Annotated in this window: 18 protein-coding genes and 2 tRNA genes; 14 read left to right on the top strand and 6 right to left on the bottom strand. The window is 59.3% G+C overall.

The window, feature by feature from the left end:
• Positions 1-71: 71 nt before the first annotated feature.
• Entirely contained in the window at positions 72-278 is a 207-nt protein-coding gene (locus ACWIKB_RS10040; protein ID WP_163907640.1) for a hypothetical protein, read from the top strand.
• A 2-nt stretch (positions 279-280) separates the two neighbouring features.
• On the opposite strand, the gene ACWIKB_RS10035 is transcribed toward ACWIKB_RS10040, so the two are convergent.
• Positions 281-367 (bottom strand) — tRNA-Leu (locus ACWIKB_RS10035).
• A 166-nt stretch (positions 368-533) separates the two neighbouring features.
• Positions 534-620, bottom strand: a tRNA-Leu gene (locus tag ACWIKB_RS10030).
• A gap of 226 nt (positions 621-846) precedes the next feature.
• On the opposite strand from ACWIKB_RS10030, the gene rnr reads away from it, so the two are divergent.
• The 12 genes from rnr (at position 847) to ACWIKB_RS09970 (ending at position 18,367) form a co-directional block, all read left to right on the top strand.
• Positions 847-3,474: a ribonuclease R gene (gene rnr / locus ACWIKB_RS10025; protein WP_475266510.1), complete on the top strand. Its 2,628-nt coding sequence runs from the start codon at positions 847-849 to the stop codon at positions 3,472-3,474.
• Positions 3,471-4,232, top strand: a complete 762-nt coding sequence (gene rlmB, locus ACWIKB_RS10020; RefSeq protein ID WP_475266508.1) for a 23S rRNA (guanosine(2251)-2'-O)-methyltransferase RlmB — start codon at positions 3,471-3,473, stop codon at positions 4,230-4,232. The genes rnr and rlmB overlap by 4 nt, the downstream gene beginning before the upstream one ends.
• A gap of 310 nt (positions 4,233-4,542) precedes the next feature.
• Positions 4,543-4,965 (top strand): 30S ribosomal protein S6, encoded by a 423-nt coding sequence (gene rpsF, locus ACWIKB_RS10015; protein ID WP_007939579.1) that lies wholly within the window; start codon positions 4,543-4,545, stop codon positions 4,963-4,965.
• A gap of 28 nt (positions 4,966-4,993) precedes the next feature.
• Positions 4,994-5,224, top strand: a complete 231-nt coding sequence (gene rpsR, locus ACWIKB_RS10010) for a 30S ribosomal protein S18 (RefSeq protein ID WP_002551829.1) — start codon at positions 4,994-4,996, stop codon at positions 5,222-5,224.
• A 37-nt stretch (positions 5,225-5,261) separates the two neighbouring features.
• The gene (locus ACWIKB_RS10005; RefSeq protein ID WP_475266505.1) at positions 5,262-6,152 is read left to right on the top strand and encodes a hypothetical protein; all 891 of its coding nucleotides are present in this window, start codon (positions 5,262-5,264) and stop codon (positions 6,150-6,152) included.
• Between the two features lie 19 nt (positions 6,153-6,171).
• Positions 6,172-6,618: a 50S ribosomal protein L9 gene (gene rplI / locus ACWIKB_RS10000; protein ID WP_033055552.1), complete on the top strand. Its 447-nt coding sequence runs from the start codon at positions 6,172-6,174 to the stop codon at positions 6,616-6,618.
• Between the two features lie 133 nt (positions 6,619-6,751).
• Complete coding sequence (gene dnaB / locus ACWIKB_RS09995) at positions 6,752-8,146, top strand: replicative DNA helicase (protein WP_054044099.1); 1,395 nt, start codon at positions 6,752-6,754, stop codon at positions 8,144-8,146.
• Positions 8,147-8,438: 292 nt separating this feature from the next.
• Complete coding sequence (locus ACWIKB_RS09990) at positions 8,439-10,742, top strand: YgiQ family radical SAM protein (RefSeq protein ID WP_475266856.1); 2,304 nt, start codon at positions 8,439-8,441, stop codon at positions 10,740-10,742.
• Between the two features lie 368 nt (positions 10,743-11,110).
• Entirely contained in the window at positions 11,111-14,386 is a 3,276-nt protein-coding gene (locus ACWIKB_RS09985) for a transglutaminase family protein (RefSeq protein ID WP_475266502.1), read from the top strand.
• Between the two features lie 88 nt (positions 14,387-14,474).
• Entirely contained in the window at positions 14,475-16,961 is a 2,487-nt protein-coding gene (locus ACWIKB_RS09980) for a circularly permuted type 2 ATP-grasp protein (RefSeq protein WP_475266500.1), read from the top strand.
• A complete protein-coding gene (locus ACWIKB_RS09975) occupies positions 16,961-17,851 on the top strand; it encodes a transglutaminase family protein (protein WP_475266499.1) in 891 nt (296 codons plus the stop codon). Before ACWIKB_RS09980 ends, ACWIKB_RS09975 begins: the two co-directional genes overlap by 1 nt.
• Before the next feature lie 138 nt (positions 17,852-17,989).
• A complete protein-coding gene (locus ACWIKB_RS09970; RefSeq protein ID WP_475266498.1) occupies positions 17,990-18,367 on the top strand; it encodes an NUDIX hydrolase in 378 nt (125 codons plus the stop codon).
• Between the two features lie 73 nt (positions 18,368-18,440).
• Here the strand turns inward: ACWIKB_RS09970 and ACWIKB_RS09965 are convergent, their stop codons facing one another.
• Together ACWIKB_RS09965 and ACWIKB_RS09960 are read right to left on the bottom strand one after the other, a co-directional pair.
• Positions 18,441-18,632: a hypothetical protein gene (locus tag ACWIKB_RS09965; RefSeq protein WP_475266497.1), complete on the bottom strand. Its 192-nt coding sequence runs from the start codon at positions 18,630-18,632 to the stop codon at positions 18,441-18,443.
• Between the two features lie 68 nt (positions 18,633-18,700).
• Positions 18,701-19,288 carry an LOG family protein gene (locus tag ACWIKB_RS09960; protein WP_475266496.1) on the bottom strand — a complete coding sequence of 196 codons (588 nt, stop codon included), beginning with the start codon at positions 19,286-19,288 and terminating at the stop codon, positions 18,701-18,703.
• A 343-nt stretch (positions 19,289-19,631) separates the two neighbouring features.
• Here ACWIKB_RS09960 and azu point away from each other — a divergent pair, with 343 nt between their 5' ends.
• Positions 19,632-20,078 carry an azurin gene (azu, locus tag ACWIKB_RS09955; RefSeq protein ID WP_475266495.1) on the top strand — a complete coding sequence of 149 codons (447 nt, stop codon included), beginning with the start codon at positions 19,632-19,634 and terminating at the stop codon, positions 20,076-20,078.
• 187 nt (positions 20,079-20,265) lie between these two features.
• Here azu and nadE read toward each other — a convergent pair whose 3' ends face one another.
• Together nadE and pncB are read right to left on the bottom strand one after the other, a co-directional pair.
• Complete coding sequence (nadE, locus tag ACWIKB_RS09950; RefSeq protein ID WP_054044091.1) at positions 20,266-21,093, bottom strand: ammonia-dependent NAD(+) synthetase; 828 nt, start codon at positions 21,091-21,093, stop codon at positions 20,266-20,268.
• A 4-nt stretch (positions 21,094-21,097) separates the two neighbouring features.
• A complete protein-coding gene (gene pncB / locus ACWIKB_RS09945) occupies positions 21,098-22,321 on the bottom strand; it encodes a nicotinate phosphoribosyltransferase (protein ID WP_054044090.1) in 1,224 nt (407 codons plus the stop codon).
• Between the last annotated feature and the right edge of the window lie 236 nt (positions 22,322-22,557).

The raw sequence follows: 22,557 nt of genomic DNA, 5'->3' as shown, positions 1-22,557 counted from the left end.
GATAAACGATATTGTTTCTCAAGTGCGCTTTGCGGGCGGGACAAGGCGCTGCTAGCGCGGTCCCGGGCACAATGCTGACCCCCGTAGGAGCTGCCGAAGGCTGCGATCTTTTGATCTTGATTGTTGGTGGAGCTGAAATCGTTGCAGATCAAAAGATCGCAGCCTTCGGCAGCTCCTACAGGGGCGGGCATAGGCGCCATGGGGTTTTTGAAAGCCAGAAACGCAAAAACCCGCTTTCGCGGGTTTTTGTGAAATTCCAGATCGACTCTGAAATTTGAATTGGTGCCCAGAAGAAGACTCGAACTTCCACGACCTTGCGGTCACCAGCACCTGAAGCTGGCGTGTCTACCAATTTCACCATCTGGGCAGTATCAGCAACGTTGCCGCTGTTGATGTGGCGCACTATACGGAGAGCTTTTTAATCTGTAAACCCCTGATTTGGTTTTAATAAATCAGAAGCCCTGAATGCAAAAAACCCGCTTTCGCGGGTTTTTGTGTGAGCCTTGAAATTGATCTAATCTCAAGCTCGAAATTGGTGCCCAGAAGAAGACTCGAACTTCCACGACCTTGCGGTCACCAGCACCTGAAGCTGGCGTGTCTACCAATTTCACCATCTGGGCAGTATCGGTAACGCTAGTGCGTCGTCGATGGCGCGCACTATACGGAGCGTCTTTTTAACTGTAAACCCCTGACACCAAAAAAACCTGGAAAATTTCTCCAGCGGCATTTAAATCAGCTTCGCGGTGTCGATAAAGGGCTTTAGATGGGCTCTCATAGCCTGAAATTTCCCGTTTCATTACGCCTATGCCAAACTAACCCGCATATAGACAAGGTGAAAACTCTCTAATGGCCGATTGGCAGTCCCTCGATCCCGAGGCCGCTCGTGAAGCGGAAAAATATGAAAACCCTATTCCTAGCCGCGAACTGATCCTTCAGCACCTTGCTGATCGAGGTTCGCCTGCTAACCGCGAGCAGCTGGTCGAGGAGTTTGGTCTTACCACAGAAGACCAGATCGAAGCCCTGCGTCGCCGCCTGCGCGCCATGGAGCGCGACGCTCAACTCATCTATACCCGTCGCGGCACGTATGCGCCGGTGGACAAGCTCGACCTGATCCTGGGCCGCATCAGTGGTCACCGTGACGGCTTCGGCTTCCTGGTCCCGGACGACGGCAGTGACGATCTGTTCATGAGCCCGGCGCAAATGCGTCTGGTGTTCGACGGCGACCGTGCTCTGGCGCGTGTTTCCGGCCTGGACCGTCGCGGTCGCCGCGAAGGCATGATCGTCGAAGTCGTGTCCCGTGCCCACGAGACCATCGTCGGTCGCTACTTCGAAGAAGGCGGTATCGGCTTCGTCGTCGCGGATAATCCGAAGATCCAGCAAGAAGTGCTGGTCACCCCGGGCCGTAACGCCAACGCGCAGATCGGTCAGTTCGTCGAAGTGAAGATCACTCACTGGCCGACGCCACGCTTCCAGCCGCAAGGCGACGTGGTCGAAGTCGTGGGTAACTACATGGCGCCGGGCATGGAAATCGATGTCGCCCTGCGCGCATACGATATCCCGCACGTATGGCCTGAGGCGGTGTTGAAAGAAGCCGCCAAGCTCAAGCCTGAAGTCGAAGAGAAAGACAAAGAGAAGCGCATCGACCTGCGCCATCTGCCGTTCGTGACCATCGACGGTGAAGATGCGCGCGACTTCGATGACGCGGTTTACTGCGAATCCAAGCCAGGCAAGCTGCGCCTGTTCTCCGGTGGCTGGAAGTTGTACGTGGCGATTGCCGACGTCTCCAGCTACGTGAAGATTGGTTCGGCGCTGGACAACGAATCCCAGGTTCGCGGCAACTCGGTGTACTTCCCCGAGCGCGTGGTGCCGATGCTTCCTGAGCAGTTGTCCAATGGCCTGTGCTCGCTGAATCCGCACGTCGATCGCCTGGCCATGGTTTGCGAGATGACCATCTCCAAATCCGGCGAGATGACCGACTACTGCTTCTACGAAGCGGTGATTCACTCCCATGCTCGCCTGACCTACAACAAAGTCAGCGCGATGCTCGAAACGCCGAAACTCACCGAAGCACGTCAGCTTCGCGGCGAGTACACCGACGTCCTGCCACACCTCAAGCAGCTTTACGCACTGTACAAAGTGCTGCTGGGCGCTCGTCACGTGCGTGGCGCGATCGATTTCGAAACCCAGGAAACCCGGATCATCTTCGGCACCGAGCGCAAGATTGCCGAAATCCGTCCGACCGTGCGTAACGATGCGCACAAGCTGATCGAGGAATGCATGCTGGCGGCCAACGTGGCCACTGCTGAATTCCTGAAGAAACACGAAATTCCTGCGCTGTATCGCGTGCACAACGGTCCGCCACCGGAGCGTCTGGAAAAACTGCGCGCCTTCCTGGGCGAGCTCGGCCTGTCCCTGCACAAAGGCAAGGATGGCCCGTCGCCGAAGGATTACCAGGCGCTGCTGGCGAGCATCAAGGACCGTCCGGATTTCCATCTGATCCAGACCGTCATGCTGCGTTCGTTGAGCCAGGCGGTGTATAGCGCTGATAACCAGGGCCACTTCGGCCTGAATTACGAAGCCTATACCCACTTCACCTCGCCGATCCGCCGCTACCCGGACTTGCTCACGCACCGGGCGATCCGCAGCGTTATCCACTCCAAGCAAGACACGCCGCACGTTCGCCGTGCTGGCGCGATGACCATTCCGAAGGCACGGATTTATCCGTACGACGAGGCGGCCCTGGAGCAGCTCGGCGAGCAGTGCTCGATGAGCGAGCGCCGTGCCGACGAAGCGACCCGCGACGTGGTGAACTGGCTCAAGTGCGAGTTCATGAAAGACCGCGTGGGCGAATCGTTCCCGGGTGTGATCACCGCCGTGACCGGTTTCGGCCTGTTCGTCGAGCTGACCGATATCTACGTCGAAGGCCTGGTGCATGTCACCGCGCTGCCGGGCGATTACTACCACTTCGATCCTGTGCACCACCGCCTCGCCGGTGAACGTACCGGTCGCAGCTTCCGCCTTGGCGACACTGTTGAAGTGCGCGTGATGCGCGTCGACCTCGACGAACGCAAGATCGACTTCGAGATGGCTGAAAAAACCATCAGCGCGCCGATCGGTCGCAAGAAGCGCGGCACCGAGACCACTGCGCCTGCGGCTAAAACCGCCGCTGCAGCAGAGCCGGCCCCGGCGAAAACCGGTCGTCGTCCTGCCAAGGAAAAAGCGCCCGAAGCCTATCGCCCGAGCGATGCGGCGGCGAAAAACGCCGAGTTGCGTAAAAGTCGTGAACTGAAGCAGGCGTTGCTGTCTGAAGCGAAAAGCGGCGGTAAAGCGGCGTCTGCGGGAAAGACCGGACGGTCGGCGCCTGACAAGGCTCCCGGCAGCAAGCCGAGCAAACACCGTAAAGGCCCGCCAAAAGCGGGCTCGGCTCCAGCTGCCAAAAGCGGCGGGGCGCGTAAACCTAAGGCCAAGTCATGAGTCAGTTGGAAAAAATCTACGGCGTGCATGCGGTAGAAGCGTTGTTGCGTCACCACCCAAAACGCGTCAAGCAGATCTGGCTGGCTGAAGGCCGCAGCGATCCGCGGGTTCAGACGCTGATTCAGTTGGCAGGCGAAAATCGCGTGCCCGTGGGCAATGCCGAGCGTCGCGAGCTGGATGCCTGGGTCGATGGCGTGCACCAGGGTGTGGTGGCGGACGTGAGTCCGAGCCAGGTCTGGGGCGAGGCGATGCTCGACGAGCTGCTTGATCGCTCCGAAGGTGCACCGTTGCTGCTGGTGCTCGACGGCGTGACCGACCCGCACAACCTTGGCGCTTGCCTGCGTTCGGCCGATGCGGCCGGTGCGCTGGCGGTGATCGTGCCGAAGGACAAGTCGGCGACCCTGACCCCAACGGTACGTAAAGTGGCCTGCGGCGCGGCGGAAGTGATTCCGTTGGTTGCCGTGACCAACCTGGCGCGCACCCTGGAAAAACTCAAGCAGCGCGGCTTGTGGGTCGTCGGTACGGCGGGCGAGGCTGAGCAGAGTCTGTATCAGCAAGACATGACCGGCCCGACCATCCTGATCATGGGCGCTGAAGGCAGCGGCATGCGTCGCCTGACCCGCGATCTTTGCGACTACCTGGTGCACCTGCCGATGACTGGCAGCGTCAGCAGTCTCAACGTTTCCGTAGCGACGGGCGTCTGTCTGTTCGAAGCCCAGCGCCAGCGCAGTGTAAAAGCCGCCACCAAAAAGTCCTGACACTACGTAGGGCCCGTAGGAGCTGTCGAGTGAAACGAGGCTGCGATCTTTTGATTTTGTTTTTTTAAGCAAGATCAAAAGATCGCAGCCTCGTTTCACTCGGCAGCTCCTACAGGTGTTCGGAATTGAGTCCGGGTGATTGTTCAAATAATCACCAATTGCCTTGCGCCGCTCCTGTCCCTTCACTACAATTGCGCCCCTTGCTGTGACGGCAGGCACGCATGTGTCTATCGCAAGCAAGTCCATAAGTGTCATTCACTCCTTGTCTGACCGTTTTTGAACGGCAGGCTACAACCCGTAAGGAGCATTCATGCGTCATTACGAAATCATCTTTTTGGTCCACCCGGATCAAAGCGAGCAAGTCGGCGGCATGGTAGAGCGTTACACCAAGCTGATCGAAGAAGACGGCGGCAAAATCCACCGTCTGGAAGATTGGGGCCGTCGTCAACTGGCCTATGCAATCAACAATGTTCACAAGGCTCACTACGTGATGCTGAACGTTGAATGCACTGGCAAGGCCCTGGCCGAGCTGGAAGACAACTTCCGCTACAACGATGCAGTGATCCGTAACCTGGTCATCCGTCGCGAAGAAGCCGTTACCGGCCAATCCGAGATGCTCAAGGCTGAAGAAAACCGCAGTGAGCGCCGTGAGCGTCGCGACCGTCCTGAGCACTCCGACGCTGAAGGCGTTGACAGTGATGACAGCGACAACAGCGATAACGCTGACGAGTAATCCACGGACCTTTTGAGGAGCCTATTACATGGCACGTTTCTTCCGTCGTCGTAAATTCTGCCGCTTCACCGCTGAAGACGTGAAAGAGATCGATTACAAAGATCTCAACACCCTGAAAGCATACGTATCCGAGACCGGCAAAATTGTTCCAAGCCGTATCACCGGTACCAAAGCTCGTTATCAGCGTCAGCTGGCCACCGCTATCAAGCGCGCCCGCTTCCTGGCCCTGCTGGCCTACACCGACAGCCACGGCCGCTGAGACCGGGCAGTCGACAAGTAAGTAAGGGATCGAATGCATGCGTGCCTTAGCTGAATTCATCATGCGGGGACGTGTGCAGGCCACGCTGGTTGTGGCCGGATCTGCGGCATTGCCGCTGTTGTTCTGGTTGAGTGCCGCTGCAGGTTGCCTTGTGCTCCTGCGGCGCGGTTCGGACGCCTTGAGCGTCCTGGGTCTGGGAGTGTTGTCAGCGTTAGTGAGCTGGCACTACCTGCATGATCCGACGGCATTAATCGTGCTGATCGGGGGTTGCAGTCTGGCGTTGGTTTTACGCGCCGGCCATTCCTGGAATCGCGCGCTGCTGGTCAGCGTGGTCGTGGGATTGTTATTTGCGGTGAGTCTGGGGACTGTGTTCAGTTCCTTCACCGAGTCACTGGCGCAGACGTTTGAACAAGTCTTGCCGCTGGCGATGGGTGAGGTCTACGAGAAGTTTTCGGCAGACCAGAAAGCGTTTCTCGCTGCATTGGCTGTTCCACTGTCGATCATTTCGACTGCGGTTTCGTTGCAGGTTTTTAGCGTGCTGTGCCTGATTCTTGGGCGCTATTGGCAGGCGTTGTTGTATAACCCCGGCGGTTTTGGTCGCGAGTTTCGCGCCATCCGACTGCCCAAAGGCGTTGCGCTGTCGCTGCTGGCCATCATGTGTGTTGCCCCGTTTTTCGGGTTGCATGCCTTGATCCTGTTGCCGTTGTGCAGCGTACCGCTGTTCTTCGCCGGTCTGGCCCTGATTCATGGGTTGGTGGCGCAGAAACGCTTGGCTGGTTTCTGGCTGGTGGGGATATACGTCACGCTCGTGCCTTTCATGCACTTGCTCGGTCCGTTACTGGTGGTCTTGGCCATCGTCGACAGCCTGATTGATTTTCGCGGTCGTCTGGCGCCGAAAGACGCCGATAACGCGAACGGTGAAGGTTAAAAGTTAAGAGGATTTTCACATGCAACTGATCCTTCTGGAAAAAGTCACCAATCTGGGCAACCTGGGTGACAAAGTGAACGTTAAGGCTGGTTACGGTCGTAACTACCTGCTGCCTTACGGCAAAGCTACCGCTGCGACCGCTGCCAACCTGGCTGCGTTCGAAGAGCGTCGCGCTGAGCTCGAAAAAGCCGCAGCAGACCGTAAGATTTCGGCTGAAAGCCGTGCCGCCCAACTGGCTGAGCTGGAAGTGACTATCACTGCCACCGCCGGTGACGAAGGCAAGCTGTTCGGTTCGATCGGCACCCACGACATCGCTGATGCACTGACCGCCTCTGGCGTTGAAGTTGCAAAAAGCGAAGTTCGTCTGCCGAACGGCACTATCCGTAACGTAGGTGAATTCGACGTAGCCGTGCACTTGCACGCTGAAGTTGAAGCCACCGTACGCGTTGTCGTGGTAGCAGCTTAAGCAGCACTTGTCGGCTGGCACCCTCGGGTGCTTGCCGGTAACATCGGGCACGATCCTGTTTACAGGTCGTGCCCTTTGTCTTTCTGCAGTTCCTGTTTTTCACACCCTGCTTATCTAATATAACCAAGTGGCCATGAACGATATCTCCGCTCCTGAGCAATACGATCTGCAAACCGCTGCCCTGAAGGTGCCGCCGCATTCCATCGAGGCCGAACAGGCCGTGCTCGGTGGTTTGATGCTGGACAACAACGCCTGGGAACGCGTGCTCGATCAAGTATCGGACGGCGATTTTTATCGACATGACCACCGCCTGATCTTCCGTGCGATCGCCAAACTGGCGGACATGAACTCGCCAATTGACGTCGTGACCCTGGCCGAGCAATTGGACAAGGAAGGTCAGACCTCGCAAGTGGGTGGCCTCGGTTACCTCGGCGAGCTGGCAAAAAACACGCCGTCCGTCGCCAACATCAAGGCTTATGCCCAGATCGTCCGTGCGCGGGCGACCTTGCGGCAACTAATCGGCATCGCCAGCGAGATTGCCGACAGCGCCTTCAACCCGGAAGGCCGCACCGCTGAAGAAATTCTCGACGAAGCCGAACGGCAAATCTTCCAGATCGCCGAGGCCCGGCCAAAAACCGGCGGCCCGGTGAGCGTGAATGACTTGCTGACCAAGGCTATCGACCGCATCGACACCTTGTTCAACACCGACAACGCCATTACCGGCCTGTCCACCGGTTACACCGACCTCGACGGGATGACCAGCGGCCTGCAGCCGTCCGACCTGATCATCGTCGCCGGCCGTCCGTCCATGGGTAAAACCACCTTTGCGATGAACCTGGTGGAAAACGCCGTGTTGCGCAGCGACAAGTGCGTCCTGGTTTACTCGCTGGAGATGCCAGGCGAATCGCTGATCATGCGTATGTTGTCGTCCCTGGGCCGTATCGACCAGACCAAGGTCCGGGCCGGTCGCCTGGACGACGACGATTGGCCGCGCCTGACCTCGGCGGTCAACCTGCTCAATGATCGCAAGCTGTTCATCGACGATACGGCCGGTATCAGCCCTTCGGAGATGCGCGCGCGGACCCGACGCCTGGTGCGTGAGCACGGCGATGTCGCCCTGATCATGATCGACTACCTGCAATTGATGCAGATTCCGGGCTCCGGTGGCGACAACCGGACCAACGAGATTTCCGAAATCTCCCGTTCCTTGAAAGCCCTGGCCAAGGAATTCAACTGCCCGGTGGTGGCGCTGTCCCAGCTCAACCGCTCCCTGGAGCAACGCCCTAACAAACGCCCGATCAACTCCGACCTCCGGGAATCCGGAGCGATCGAGCAGGATGCTGACGTGATCATGTTCGTGTACCGGGATGAGGTGTATCACCCGGAAACCGAGCATAAAGGCATCGCCGAGATCATCATTGGTAAACAGCGGAACGGTCCGATCGGTACGTCGCGACTGGCGTTCATCGGTAAATACACCCGATTCGAAAACCTGGCGCCGGGTAGCTACAACTTCGACGACGAGTAATTTACCTGTGGGAGCGGGCTTGTGTGGCGAGGGGGCTTGCCCCCGTTGGGCTGCGTAGCAGCTCCAGAACCTGCAGTCGCGTTTTTTCAGAAAGATCGAGTTCGCAGATTTTGCGACTGCTCCGCAGCCGAACGGGGGCAAGCCCCCTCGCCACAGGGGTTATGCTTTGCCTCTGGGTCTCTAAACAAAGCACCAGCGCAATTTCCGACCATAGCCGTCGGAATTGGTTATTTTTTGTGCTATATTCCGCGCCCGCGAAATTCAATGAAAGCCAACACCGGTTATCGACATGATGCAAGCAGCCAAGCCGTTATTTGACTATCCCAAGTACTGGGCCGAATGTTTCGGGCCAGCGCCATTCCTGCCCATGAGCAGGGAGGAGATGGATCAGCTCGGCTGGGATTCCTGCGACATCATCATCGTCACCGGCGATGCGTACGTTGACCATCCGTCGTTCGGCATGGCTATCATCGGCCGGCTGCTGGAGTCGCAAGGCTTCCGCGTCGGGATCATTGCCCAGCCGAACTGGCAGTCCAAAGACGACTTCATGAAGCTCGGCGAGCCGAACCTGTTCTTCGGTGTCGCGGCCGGCAACATGGACTCGATGATCAACCGCTACACCGCCGACAAGAAAATCCGTTCCGATGACGCCTACACCCCCGGTGGCCTGGCGGGCAAACGTCCGGATCGCGCGAGCCTGGTCTACAGCCAGCGCTGCAAGGAAGCCTACAAAAACGTGCCGATCGTCCTCGGTGGCATCGAAGCTTCCCTACGCCGCATCGCCCACTACGATTACTGGCAGGACCGGGTGCGTAACTCGATCCTGATCGACGCCAGCGCCGACATCCTGCTGTACGGCAACGCCGAGCGTGCGATTGTCGAAGTCGCCCAGCGTTTGTCTTACGGTCACAAGATCGAAGACATCACCGACGTGCGCGGCACCGCGTTCATTCGTCGTGACACGCCGAAAGACTGGTACGAAGTCGATTCCACGCGTATCGACCGTCCGGGCAAGGTCGACAAGATCATCAACCCGTACGTGAACACCCAGGACACCCAGGCTTGCGCCATCGAGCAGGAAAAAGGTCCGGTTGAAGACCCGAGCGAAGCCAAGGTCGTGCAGATTCTGGCTAGCCCGAAGATGACGCGCGACAAGACCGTGATTCGTCTGCCGTCGGTTGAGAAAGTCCGCGGCGACGCGGTGCTCTACGCTCACGCCAACCGCGTGCTTCACCTGGAAACCAACCCGGGCAACGCCCGTGCACTGGTGCAGAAGCATGGCGAAGTCGACGTCTGGTTCAACCCGCCGCCGATTCCGATGACCACCGAAGAAATGGACTACGTGTTCGGCATGCCTTACGCACGGATTCCGCACCCGGCGTACGGCAAGGAAAAAATTCCGGCCTACGACATGATCCGCTTCTCTGTGAACATCATGCGTGGCTGCTTCGGCGGCTGCACCTTCTGCTCGATCACCGAGCACGAAGGCCGGATCATCCAGAACCGTTCCGAAGAGTCGATCATTCGCGAAATCGAAGAGATCCGCGACAAGGTGCCAGGCTTTACCGGCGTCATTTCCGACCTCGGCGGCCCGACCGCGAACATGTATCGCATCGCCTGTAAGAGCCCGGAAATTGAATCCGCGTGCCGCAAGCCATCGTGCGTGTTCCCTGGTATCTGCCCGAACCTGAACACCGACCACTCGTCGCTGATTCAGCTGTATCGCAGCGCCCGTGCCTTGCCGGGTGTGAAGAAGATCCTGATTGCTTCCGGCCTGCGCTACGACCTCGCGGTCGAGTCGCCGGAATACGTCAAAGAACTGGTGACCCACCACGTTGGTGGTTATCTGAAGATCGCCCCGGAACACACCGAGGAAGGTCCGCTCAACCAGATGATGAAACCGGGCATTGGCAGCTATGACAAGTTCAAGCGCATGTTCGAGAAGTACTCCAAGGAAGCCGGGAAAGAGCAGTACCTGATTCCGTACTTCATCGCCGCCCACCCGGGCACCACCGACGAAGACATGATGAACCTGGCCCTGTGGCTCAAGGGCAACGGCTTCCGCGCCGACCAGGTGCAGGCGTTCTACCCGTCGCCGATGGCCACCGCCACTGCGATGTATCACTCGGGCAAGAACCCGCTGCGTAAGGTCACTTACAAGAGCGACGCCGTGACCATCGTCAAGAGCGAAGAGCAGCGTCGTCTGCACAAAGCGTTCTTGCGCTACCACGACCCGAAAGGCTGGCCGATGCTGCGTGAAGCGCTGACCCGCATGGGCCGCGCCGACCTGATCGGGCCGGGCAAGAACCAGTTGATCCCGCTGCATCAGCCAGCCACCGACAGCTACCAGAGCGCCCGTCGCAAGAACTCGACCCCGGCTGGCAGCCATAAAGTGGCGGGGGAGAAGACCACCAAGATCCTCACCCAGCACACCGGCCTGCCGCCGCGTGCCAGCGATGGTGGTAATCCGTGGGACAAACGCGAACAGGCCAAGGCTGCGGCGTTCGCCCGCAACCAGCAGGCGGCCAAGGATCGTAAGGATGCGGCCAAAGGCAAAGGACCCAAGCCTGCGCGCAAGCCGGTTGTACCGCGCTAAACGCTGACCGCTGATAACAAAACGCCAACCTTCGGGTTGGCGTTTTGCGTTTCTGGCGCAGTAAAACCTGTTTCAAGGTCAGAAGATGGGGTGTGGCGACTGGCCTTTTCGCGAGCAAGCCCGCTCCCACATTGGAATGCGTTCCCTGTGGGAGCGGGCTTGCTCGCGAAGACGCCGGTACAGTCGCTGAAATTCTGGCTGACACCCCCGGCGCGCCACATTTACGTGCAATCCCCTCGAACCAAATTCCCGCATCGCCCGATTTTGGTGCTGTACTGCCCTAAGCAATCTACGAAAGCGCCAGCGCTGCGCGATGGCATAAGTCTTGCGCGCTGTCGAATACGCTTAAGGCTCGCAGGAGGCACGCCGTGTCGATTCATGTCGCATTGCATCACGTCACGCATTACCGCTACGACCGCGCCGTCGAGCTCGGTCCGCAGATCGTTCGCCTGCGCCCGGCAGCCCACAGTCGCACGCGGATTTTGTCCTATGCACTGAAAGTCTCGCCCGAGCAGCATTTCATCAACTGGCAACAGGACCCTCAGGGCAACTACCTGGCGCGCCTGGTGTTCCCGGAGAAAACCGAGGAGCTGCGGATCGAAGTTGATCTGCTGGCGGAAATGGCGGTGTTCAACCCGTTCGACTTCTTCCTGGAGCCCTACGCGGAAAAGATCCCGTTTACCTACGCCGCCGATGAGCGCAAGGAACTGGCGCCGTACCTGGAAACGTTGCCCCTGACGCCGAAGTTCAAGGCCTACCTGGACGGCATCGACCGCACACCGCTGCCCAGCGTGGATTTCCTCGTCGCGCTCAACCAGCGCTTGAGCGAAGACATCGGCTACCTGATCCGCATGGAACCGGGCGTGCAACCCCCCGAACACACCCTCGAACACGCCTCCGGCTCCTGCCGTGATTCGGCGTGGCTACTGGTGCAATTGCTGCGCAACCTTGGGCTGGCGGCGCGTTTCGTCTCTGGCTACCTGATCCAGCTCACCGCCGACGTCAAAAGCCTCGACGGCCCCTCGGGCACCGAAGTGGATTTCACTGACCTGCACGCCTGGTGCGAGGTCTACTTGCCCGGCGCCGGCTGGATCGGCCTGGACGCGACCTCAGGGCTGTTTGCCGGTGAAGGACATATTCCGTTGGCGTGTAGTCCCGATCCGGGTTCTGCGGCACCGATCAGCGGCTTGGTGGAGCCGTGCGAATGCGAGTTCACCCACGAAATGTCCGTGGAGCGGATTTGGGAAGCGCCGCGGGTCACAAAGCCCTACACCGAAGACCAGTGGCTGGCGATCCAGGCGCTGGGCCGGCAGATTGATGCCGACCTGCTGGAAGGCGACGTGCGTCTGACCATGGGCGGCGAGCCGACCTTCGTCTCTATCGACGACCCGGATGGCGCGGAGTGGAACACGGCGGCTCTCGGCCCGGACAAGCGTCGGCTGTCCGCCGAACTGTTCCAGCGCATGCGCAAGCATTACGCGCCAAAAGGCCTGGTGCATTTCGGCCAAGGCAAGTGGTACCCCGGCGAACAACTACCGCGTTGGTCGCTCAACTGCTACTGGCGGCGTGACGGCGTGCCAATTTGGCATAACAGTGCGCTGATCGCCGATGAGCAGGAAGACTACGGCGCCGATGGCGAACTGGCCGGGCGTTTTCTCGCGAGTGTCGCTGAACGCTTGAAAATTCCGACACGCTTTGTGTTCCCGGCCTACGAAGACAATTTCTATTACCTCTGGCGCGAAGGCACTTTGCCGCTGAACGTCAGCGCCGAAGACTCACGGCTGGAAGAACCGTTGGAGCGTGTGCGCCTGCGCAAAGTGTTCGGCCAAGGCCTGGACAAGGTCATCGGCCAGGTGCTGCCGCTGGCGCGCACCGCCAAGGGTGATCAGTGGCAGAGCGGTCGCTGGTATCTGCGCGATGAACATTGCCGGTTGGTGCCGGGGGATTCGCCGCTGGGTTATCGCTTGCCGCTGGGGTCGCAGCCTTGGGTGAAAGCCGCGGAATATCCGTTCATCTACCCTAACGACCCGAACCAGGAATTCCCCGCGCTTCCGGACACTCAGCAGTTGAACAGTCCGGGCACGCCTGCAGAAGCGATTGAACGGGATATTGAGATCGACGAATCCGCCGATTGGCTGACCCGTACCGCGTTTTGTGCCGAAGCGCGGGACGGCCGCTTGTACCTGTTCATGCCGCCACTTGAGCGGGTCGAGGATTACCTCGAACTGGTCACCGCCATCGAGGCCACCGCGCAGGAACTGCATTGCCCGGTATTGCTGGAAGGCTATGAACCGCCGAGCGATCCGCGCCTGAGCAACTTCCGCATCACTCCTGATCCGGGCGTGATCGAGGTCAACGTGCAGCCGTCTGCCACTTGGGACGAACTGGTCGAGCGCACCGAGTTTCTGTACGAGGAAGCGCGCCAGACCCGGCTGACTACCGAGAAATTCATGATCGACGGTCGGCACACCGGCACCGGCGGCGGTAACCATTTCGTACTGGGTGGTGCCACACCGGCAGACTCACCGTTCCTGCGTCGTCCGGACTTGCTGCGCAGCCTGATCAGTTACTGGCATAACCACCCGTCCTTGTCCTACCTGTTTTCAGGACTATTCATCGGCCCGACGTCCCAGGCGCCACGGGTGGACGAGGCGCGTAACGACTCGTTGTATGAACTGGAAATCGCCTTCGCACAGATGCCGAAACCGGGAGAAGAGTGCGCGCCGTGGCTGGTGGATCGGTTGTTGCGCAACTTGCTGATCGACGTCACCGGCAACACCCACCGCGCCGAATTCTGCATCGACAAACTCTATTCGCCGGACGGCGCCACCGGGCGTCTCGGCTTGCTGGAATTGCGCGCCTTTGAAATGCCGCCCCATGCGCGCATGAGCCTGGCTCAACAATTGTTGCTGCGGGCGCTGGTGGCGCGGTTCTGGCGCGAGCCTTATGCTCCGCCGAAATTGGCACGCTGGGGCACCGAGCTGCACGATCGCTTCCTGTTGCCGCACTTTATCGAGCAGGATTTTGCCGATGTGATCGTCGATCTGAATGCTGCCGGTTACCCGGTGCGGGCCGAGTGGTTTGCGGCGCATCTGGAGTTTCGCTTTCCCAAGGTCGGCGACTACGCCGTCAGTGGCATCGAGCTGGAGGTGCGCCAGGCTCTGGAGCCTTGGCATGTGCTGGGCGAGGAGGGCGCGGTCGGCGGCACGGTGCGTTATGTGGATTCGTCATTGGAGCGCTTGCAGGTCAAGGTTTCCGGTCTGGCACCGCAACGTTATCTGCTGACCTGCAATGGCATTCCGGTGCCGTTGCAGCCGACCGGCCGGGTGGGTGAGTTCGTCGCGGGCGTGCGGTTCCGCGCCTGGCAACCTTACAACTGCCTGCAACCGACCATTCCGGTCCACGCGCCGCTGGTGTTCGACCTGCTCGACACCTGGATGGAGCGCTCGTTGGGTGGCTGTCAGTATCACGTCGCCCATCCGGGCGGGCGCAACTACGACAGCCTGCCGGTAAACGCCAACGAAGCGGAGAGCCGGCGAATGGCGCGTTTCTTCCGAATCGGACACACCCCCGGGAAACTTCCTATACCGAACGTGACGATTAACGACGAGCTGCCGATGACACTCGATTTGCGACGTTTCTAAGCCCTACACGACGCTCGGATTTTTCGTATATCCGAGCGTCATGAGCCTGCGTTAGTCTGACCGTTCTTTGCTGTCTGCCGAGCTTTCCATGCCTGACCTGCTTGACCGCTACCCGCTGACGGCGGGCACTTATCACGAACTGCTCGACGACAGCGGTGCGGTGCGTCCGCATTGGCGTCGGCTGTTCGACCAATTGCAGCGCAGCACCCCGACGCAACTGGTGCAGCGCCAGGCGTTGCTGACCCGGCAAATCCAGGAAAACGGCGTGACCTACAACGTCTACGCCGACCCCAAGGGCGCCGATCGCCCGTGGGAACTGGACCTGTTGCCGCATGTGATTGCCGCCGATGAATGGCAGCAACTGTCCGCCGGGATTGCCCAGCGCGCGCGCTTGCTCAACGCGGTGCTGGCCGATCTTTATGGTCCGCAGCGTTTGATCGCCGAAGGGCTGCTGCCAGCCGAGCTGGTGTTCGGACACAACAATTTCCTGTGGCCTTGTCAGGGGATTTCTCCACCTGACGGGGCCTTTCTGCATCTGTACGCCGTGGATCTGGCGCGCACCCCGGACGGTCGCTGGTGGGTCACGGCGGACCGGACCCAGGCGCCGTCCGGTGCCGGTTATGCGTTGGAAAACCGCACCATCGTGTCTCGGGCCTTCCCCGAGTTGTACCGTGATTTGAAGGTGCAGCACCTGGCCGGGTTCTTCCGTACCTTGCAGGAAACCCTGGCCCGCCAGGCGCCGAGTGACGATGAAGCACCGCTGATCGTGCTACTGACGCCGGGGCGGTTCAACGAAAGCTATTTCGAGCATTTGTACCTGGCGCGTCAGCTCGGTTATCCGCTGGTGGAGGGCGGCGACCTGACGGTGCGCGACGCCACTGTCTATCTGAAAACCTTGAGCGGCCTGCGTCGAGTACACGCGATCATGCGCCGCCTCGATGATGACTTCTGTGACCCGCTGGAACTGCGCACCGACTCGGCGCTCGGTGTGCCGGGTTTGCTGGAAGCCGTGCGTCAGGGCCGGGTGCTCGTCGCCAATGCCCTGGGCAGCGGCGTACTGGAATCGCCAGGGCTGCTGGGTTTTCTGCCAAGGATCAATCAATTCCTGTTCGGCGAAGAACTGATCCTGCCCTCCATTGCGACCTGGTGGTGCGGTGAAGCGCCGGTGCTCGCCCAGGCCTTGGAGAAGTTGCCGGAGTTACTGATCAAACCGGCGTTCCCGTCCCAGAGCTTTGCTCCTGTATTTGGCCGTGACTTGAGTGAAAAACAGCGTCAAGCGCTGGCCGAACGCATGCAAGCGCGGCCTTACGCCTATGTTGCGCAAGAACTGGCGCAGCTGTCCCAAGCGCCGATCTGGCAGGCCGAGGACGGTCAACTGCAACCCCGGGCCATCGGCATGCGCGTTTACGCGGTGGCCAGTCGTGATGGCTATCGGGTATTGCCCGGCGGCCTGACCCGTGTCGCCGCCGAAGCCGATGCCGAAGTGGTGTCGATGCAGCGTGGCGGGGCAAGTAAGGACACGTGGGTGCTCGGCGAGCGCGCCCCGAGCGGCGAACAATGGAAAACCCAGCGCACCATCGGTGTCCATGATTTGGTACGGCGCGATCCGTATCTGCCGTCGCGGGTTGTAGAGAATCTGTTCTGGTTTGGTCGTTACTGTGAGCGCTGCGATGACAGTGCGCGGTTGCTGCGGGTCATGCTGGCGCGTTACGTCGATGGCGATGATCCGCAAGCGCTGGAAGCGGCGGTGGACCTCGGCGAACGCTTGAATCTGTTGCCCGAGGAAGGCGAATTGCCGGAACGTTTGCTGGCGGCATTGCTCGGCGATGACTGGCCGTTCAGCCTGCGTTCCAATCTGCAACGCCTGCAGTGGGCGGCTTCGCAAGTGCGCGGCAAACTCTCCCGGGAAAACTGGCAGGCGCTGGTGGAGTTGCAGCGCGAAGCTATCGAGCTGGAAACCGAGGAACCGGATTTCGGTGAGTTGCTGGATTTTCTCAACCGTTTGGTGATGTCCCTGGCGGCGCTGTCCGGGTTTGCCCTGGACGACATGACCCGGGACGAAGGTTGGCGCTTCCTGATGATCGGCCGGCGCATCGAGCGTTTGCAGTTTCTCAGCGGCAGCCTCGCGGCATTTCTGCGCGGTGCTGGCGCCTTCGATCAGGCCGGGCTCGAATGGCTGCTGGAACTGGGCAACAGCAGCATCACCTACCGCTCGCGCTATTTGGCGGTGGCGCAGTTGATTCCGGTGCTCGACCTGTTGCTGCTGGATGAGCAGAACCCCCACGCGGTGCTGTTCCAGTTGAAACTGGTGACACGCACTTTGAAGCGCTTGAACGACGATTTCGGTGTTCCGCGAGAGGCAGGGCTGCCACGGCTGGTGGAGCGTTTGATGCACTTCGATCTGGGCTGTCTGGAGAACTCGTTGTTTGGCGAGGCCAGCGTTCACGCGGCGGTCGAGGGCTTGGCCGATTTGCTCCAAGAAATCGCCGATGCCAGCGGCCAGGTCTCGGATCGCCTGGCACTGCGCCATTTTGCCCATGTCGATGATGTCAGCCAGCGCACGGTGTCCGTCTGATGAATGCCCGTTACCAGATCTTCCATGACACCCATTATCACTACGACAGCCCGGTGTCCCTGGCCCAGCAGTTGGCGCACCTTTGGCCGCGCGCCTGCACCTGGCAGCGCTGCACCGCGCAGGCGTTGCTGATCAGCCCGGACCCGACGACCCGTCGCGATGAACTGGACGTGTTCGGCAATCCGTTGACCCGTTTGGCTTTCGAGCGCCCTCACGATGAATTGCTGGTAAACGCTGAGCTAACCGTCGAAGTACTGGCCCGGCCGATCCTGGATTTCAATCTATCGCCGGCCTGGGAAGCAACCCGCAATGCGCTGACCTACAGCAGCCAGCCGCTTTCGCCTGAGCTGCTGGAAGCCTGTCGTTATCGTTTCGAATCGCCGTACGTGCATTTGAAACGCAACTTCGTCGACTTCTCAGAAAGCTGTTTTCCTGCAGGACGACCGCTGCTGCTGGGTGTTCAGGCGTTGATGGAGAAGATTTTCAGCGAGTTCACCTTCGATGCCGAGGCGACCCAAGTGGCCACGCCGCTGGTGGAAGTGCTGGAGCGTCGGCGTGGCGTCTGTCAGGACTTCGCGCACCTGATGCTCGCCTGCGTGCGTTCGCGCGGTCTGGCGGCGCGCTACATCAGCGGTTATCTGCTGACCCAGCCACCACCGGGCCAGCCGCGACTGATCGGCGCCGATGCGTCCCACGCCTGGGTGTCGGTGTTTTGCCCGGTGCTTGGCTGGGTGGATTTCGACCCGACCAACAATGTGCAACCGGCGCTGGAACACATCACGCTGGCCTGGGGCCGGGATTTTTCCGATGTGTCGCCGTTGCGCGGGGTGATTCTTGGCGGTGGCAATCATGATCCGGAAGTCCGAGTGACCGTGATGCCACTGGATTAACAGAAATCCCCTTGTGGGAGCGGGCTTGCTCGCGAATGCGGTGTATCAGTCGATATCAATGTGGCTGACGCACCGCATTCGCGAGCAAGCCCGCTCCCACAGGGTGTGAATGGTGTGTCAGTGAAAAGGAGAAATCCGATGTTCCCGGTTTCAATCAAAGGCGTCCTGCAATCCCCCGAAAGCCTGGTCGTGCTGATGCTCAACGAGCGGGACGAATGGGAGTTGCCTGGCGGGCGAATCGAGCTCGGCGAGACGGCACCGGACTGTCTGGCACGGGAAATCGCCGAGGAGTTGGACGTCGAAGTGATGGTAGGGGAGCCACTGGATTCGTATCTGTTCGAGGTGATCCCCGGCAAACACGTGTTCATCTCGACCTATCGCTGCCAGTTGCTGGGCGGATTTGTGCCGAAAGTCAGTCATGAACATAAGGAGATCGGGCTGTTTGATCCGGCGAATCTGCCGGCCAACTTGCCCAAGGGGTATCGCGATTCGATTCACAAAGCGTTGGGCCTGTGAGGGTCAGCAGCGGGGCTGCTGACCCTGGACACAGATCCGGTGAGCCTGATCAGATCATCGGGCCCTGAGGGTCTCAGGCGTCGGGCGCCTGATCTTTCGGTGCATCAACATCAGCTTCTGCCGCCACTTCACCTTCTGCATCCGGGTTCAGTGCTGCTGCTTCTTCTTCAGCTGTAGCTTTCTTGCGCTGAAGCTTTTCCTCTTTCTTCTGCTCCTTGGCCAAGTCTCTCTGACGTTTGGCGAAGGAATAATTAGGTTTAGCCATGGGCGATCCTCTGGGGTCGAAGGTGAGGTTGAGCGGCGCATATTCTGCCCTGTATCGGTGCCTAGCCGTTAGCTGGGTTTTTGCTCGGTCCATTTTGGCAGGACCGAGGGTTGCCAGGCGTCCAGTGCATCGAGCAGGGTTTGCGGCGATTCGCTCACTTGCAGCATGTCACGGTGTGGTGCGCGAACGAAGCCTTCGCCGACGATATGATCAAGAAAAGCGGTCAATTGGCCATAGAAACCGTTTACTTCGAGCAAACCGAGGGGTTTGCCGTGGTAGCCGAGCTGACCCCAGGTCCAGACTTCGAACAGTTCTTCCAGAGTGCCGAGGCCGCCGGGCAGCGCGATAAACGCGTCGCTGAGTTCAGCCATCCGCGCCTTGCGCGCATGCATGCCGTCCACGACTTCAAGACGTGTCAGGCCGCTGTGACCGATTTCCTTGTCCTTGAGGCTTTGCGGGATGATCCCGATCACTTCGCCACCGGCCGCGAGTGCCGCATCAGCGACAATCCCCATCAGTCCGACGGCGCCGCCGCCATAGACCAGCGTCAGCTTACGCTCGGCCAATGCTAGCCCGAGGGCGACAGCCGCTTCACGATAAGCCGGGTTGGTGCCGGTACTGGCACCGCAAAATACACAAACGGATGCGATAGACATGCCTTACTCCGTGGTCAGAATGGCCACAGAGTAAAGGCAGAAATGCGTCGATCCAAGGGTTAAACCTCGCGTTGAGGTGTTTCGTAAGTACCGCTGGCGCCACAGGCGTAGGCGGCGAGCAAACTGCGCAATAAGCTGTTGATGGACATGACAGGCGCTCCTTCCAAGTGATGAAGACTTGAGGATAGGGCCGACCCAGACGTCTGGCTGTTAGTTTGTTTCGATGAGTGTCATAGCTCGAAAGTTGTATACAATTTTTGATTCAGGTCATAGGAACTTGCGAAGTTTTCAGGCAGTCTTCTGTCCATTCGCGATTTTGTTAACCCTGCCTTGGAGATTCACCATGTTTGCCAAACTTGTTGCGGTATCCCTGCTGACACTGGCCAGCAGCCAATTGATGGCTGCCGAATGCAAGGTCACTGTCGACTCGACTGATCAGATGTCCTTCGCCACCAAAGCCATTGAAATCGACAAGAGCTGCAAGACCTTCACCGTTGAGTTGACCCACTCCGGCAGCTTGCCGAAAAACGTCATGGGCCATAACTGGGTGCTGAGCAAAGAGGCTGACATGCAGCCGATCGCCACCGCAGGCCTGGCCGCTGGTATCGACAAGAACTACCTGCCGGAAGGCGACGCACGCATCATCGCCCACACCAAGATCATCGGTGCTGGCGAATCGGATTCCGTGACCTTCGACGTGTCGAAACTGGCTGCGGGCGAAAGCTACGGCTTCTTCTGCTCGTTCCCTGGCCACATCTCGATGATGAAAGGCACGGTTACCCTGAAGTAATCGAATCGCATGCATAAAAAAAGCGTCCACTTGGGACGCTTTTTTTTGGTTCATTCATAAGTCAATGCGAATCCCTGTAGGAGCTGACGAGTGAAACGAGGCTGCGATCTTTTGATTTTGTTTTTAAAAGCGGGATCAAAAGATCGCAGCCTCGTTTCACTCGACAGCTCCTACAGATGCATGGCGCTTAGGGCGCAAACGGCATCACGCGCTTGTGATGGGTCTTTTTGTACGTATCGCAGATGATCTTGAATGCTTCCTCACGCACCGGCTCGCCATGCAGGAACGCGTCGATCTCGGCATAGGTCACGCCGTGGGACGCTTCGTCCGGTTTGCCCGGCGACAGGTCTTCAAGATCGGCAGTCGGTATTTTTTCCACCAGCGACTCCGGCGCACCGAAGCTGCGAGCAATCGACCGCACCTGATTTTTCACCAGGCCGCTCAACGGGGCCAAATCGCAGGCACCGTCACCGAACTTGGTGAAGAAGCCCATTACCGCTTCCGCCGCGTGGTCAGTACCGATGACCAACCCGTGGGCTGCGCCGGCGATGGTGTATTGGGCGACCATGCGCATCCGCGCCTTGGTGTTGCCGAGCACGAAATCCACCGACACCGCATGCTGGCCTTCGAACGCCGCGACTTCACCGGCCAGGGATTTGACCGCCGGGCCGATGTTCACTGTGTGGCGTTCGTCCGGGGCGATGAAGTCCACCGAAGCCTGGGCGTCGTGCTCATCGAATTGCGTCTCGTACGGCAGGCGCACGGCGATGAACTTGTAGCTGTCATCACCGGTGCGGGTGCGCAGTTCACGCATGGCGCGCTGGGCCAGCAGGCCGGCGGTCAGGGAGTCGACGCCGCCGCTGATGCCCAGCACCAGGGTCTTGAGTCCGGAATTGACCAGGCAATCCTGAATGAAGGTAATCCGCCGGGCGACTTCAGCCTCGAGGGCGGCCTGGTCGGCGAACGGCGGCTGGACGTTGAGCTGTTCAGCAATCTCACGCTGTTCGGCTTGCATGAATTCACTCCTTGCTAGAGATACTGGGAAGGGCAGGTACTTTGAAAACATGTCGCAAATAGGCGACGAAATTCGGGTCTTTGCAGTGAGTCTTGCCTGGCTCGTCGGAGATCTTCGCCACCGGTTGGCCGTTGCAGGCGGTCATTTTAAGCACGATGCTCATCGGTTCAACACCCGGAATATCACAGGTCAGGTTGGTGCCGATGCCAAAGCTGACATTGATCCGACCCCGCAACGCGCGGAATATTTCCAGCGACTTGGGCAGCGTCAGGCTGTCGGAGAACACCAACGTCTTGCTCATCGGGTCGATGCCGAGCTTGTGGTAGTGGGCGATGGACTTTTCCGCCCAGAGCACCGGATCACCGGAGTCATGGCGCAAACCGTCGAAGAGCTTGGCGAAATACAGGTCGAAATCACCGAGGAAGGCATCGGTGGTGATGCAGTCGGTCAGAGCGATCCCCAGCAAACCGCGATACTCGCGGACCCAGCAATCGAGGGCGGCAATCTGGCTGTCGATCAAGCGGGGGCCGAGTTGCTGATGGGCCATGATCCATTCATGGGCCATGGTGCCCAGCGGTTTCATGTCCAGCTCGCGGGAAAGGTGCACGTTGCTGGTGCCGACGAAACGCCCAGGGAAATCGTGCTTGAGCACGTTCACCACTTCTTCCTGCACACGGTACGAAAACCTGCGCCGTGTGCCGAAATCGGCTACTTGCAACTCGGACAATTCGTCACTGCTGGCGTTGGCGGTCAACCAGTCGAACTTGCGATAGAGCTGTTCGCGCGCCTGCTCCAGGACCACTTCCCGGTAGCGATAGCGGTTTCGCACTTCGCTGACGATCGCCAGCATCGGCACTTCGAACAAGATCACGTGCAACCACGGCCCGCGCAGGCGGATGAACAACTCGCCGTTTTCGATGCCAGTGTGGACGTAGCGCAGATTGAAGCGGAACAAGCCGAGAAACCGCAGGAAATCCGGCTTCATGAAGCTGATGCGCTCCAGGAAACTCAACTGGTCGGCACTCAGGCTCAACTCGGCCAGGCGCTCGATCTGGTAACGGATCTCCGCCAGGTACGGGCGCAGATCCTCACTGTTACGGCAACGAAACTCCCATTCGACTTCCACGTTAGGGTAGTTGTGCAGCACCGCCTGCATCATCGTCAGTTTGTAGAAGTCGGTGTCGAGCAGGTTCTGCACGATGCGATCGCCAAATACGCTCTCGCTCATAAGGGAATCTCCAGGCTGGTCGCGGCCCGTGGTCGCGACGTTTCAGCTGTTTCAATGAATGGGGCTAGTGGCGCATATCAGAGGTGCGGATTGCCAGCGATTTTTGCATCTGCGCAGATTGCTTTCTGTGATTGCCTTCTGTGTAGGAGCTGTCGAGTGAAACGAGGCTGCGATCTTTTGACTTTTATTTTTTAAGATCAAAAGATCGCAGCCTCGTTTCACTCGACAGCTCCTAC

It is taken from the genome of Pseudomonas sp. 5Vm1k (assembly GCF_056161485.1).
Note: the sequence above shows the minus strand (reverse complement) of the source record. Positions and strands in the feature narration are given on the sequence as shown.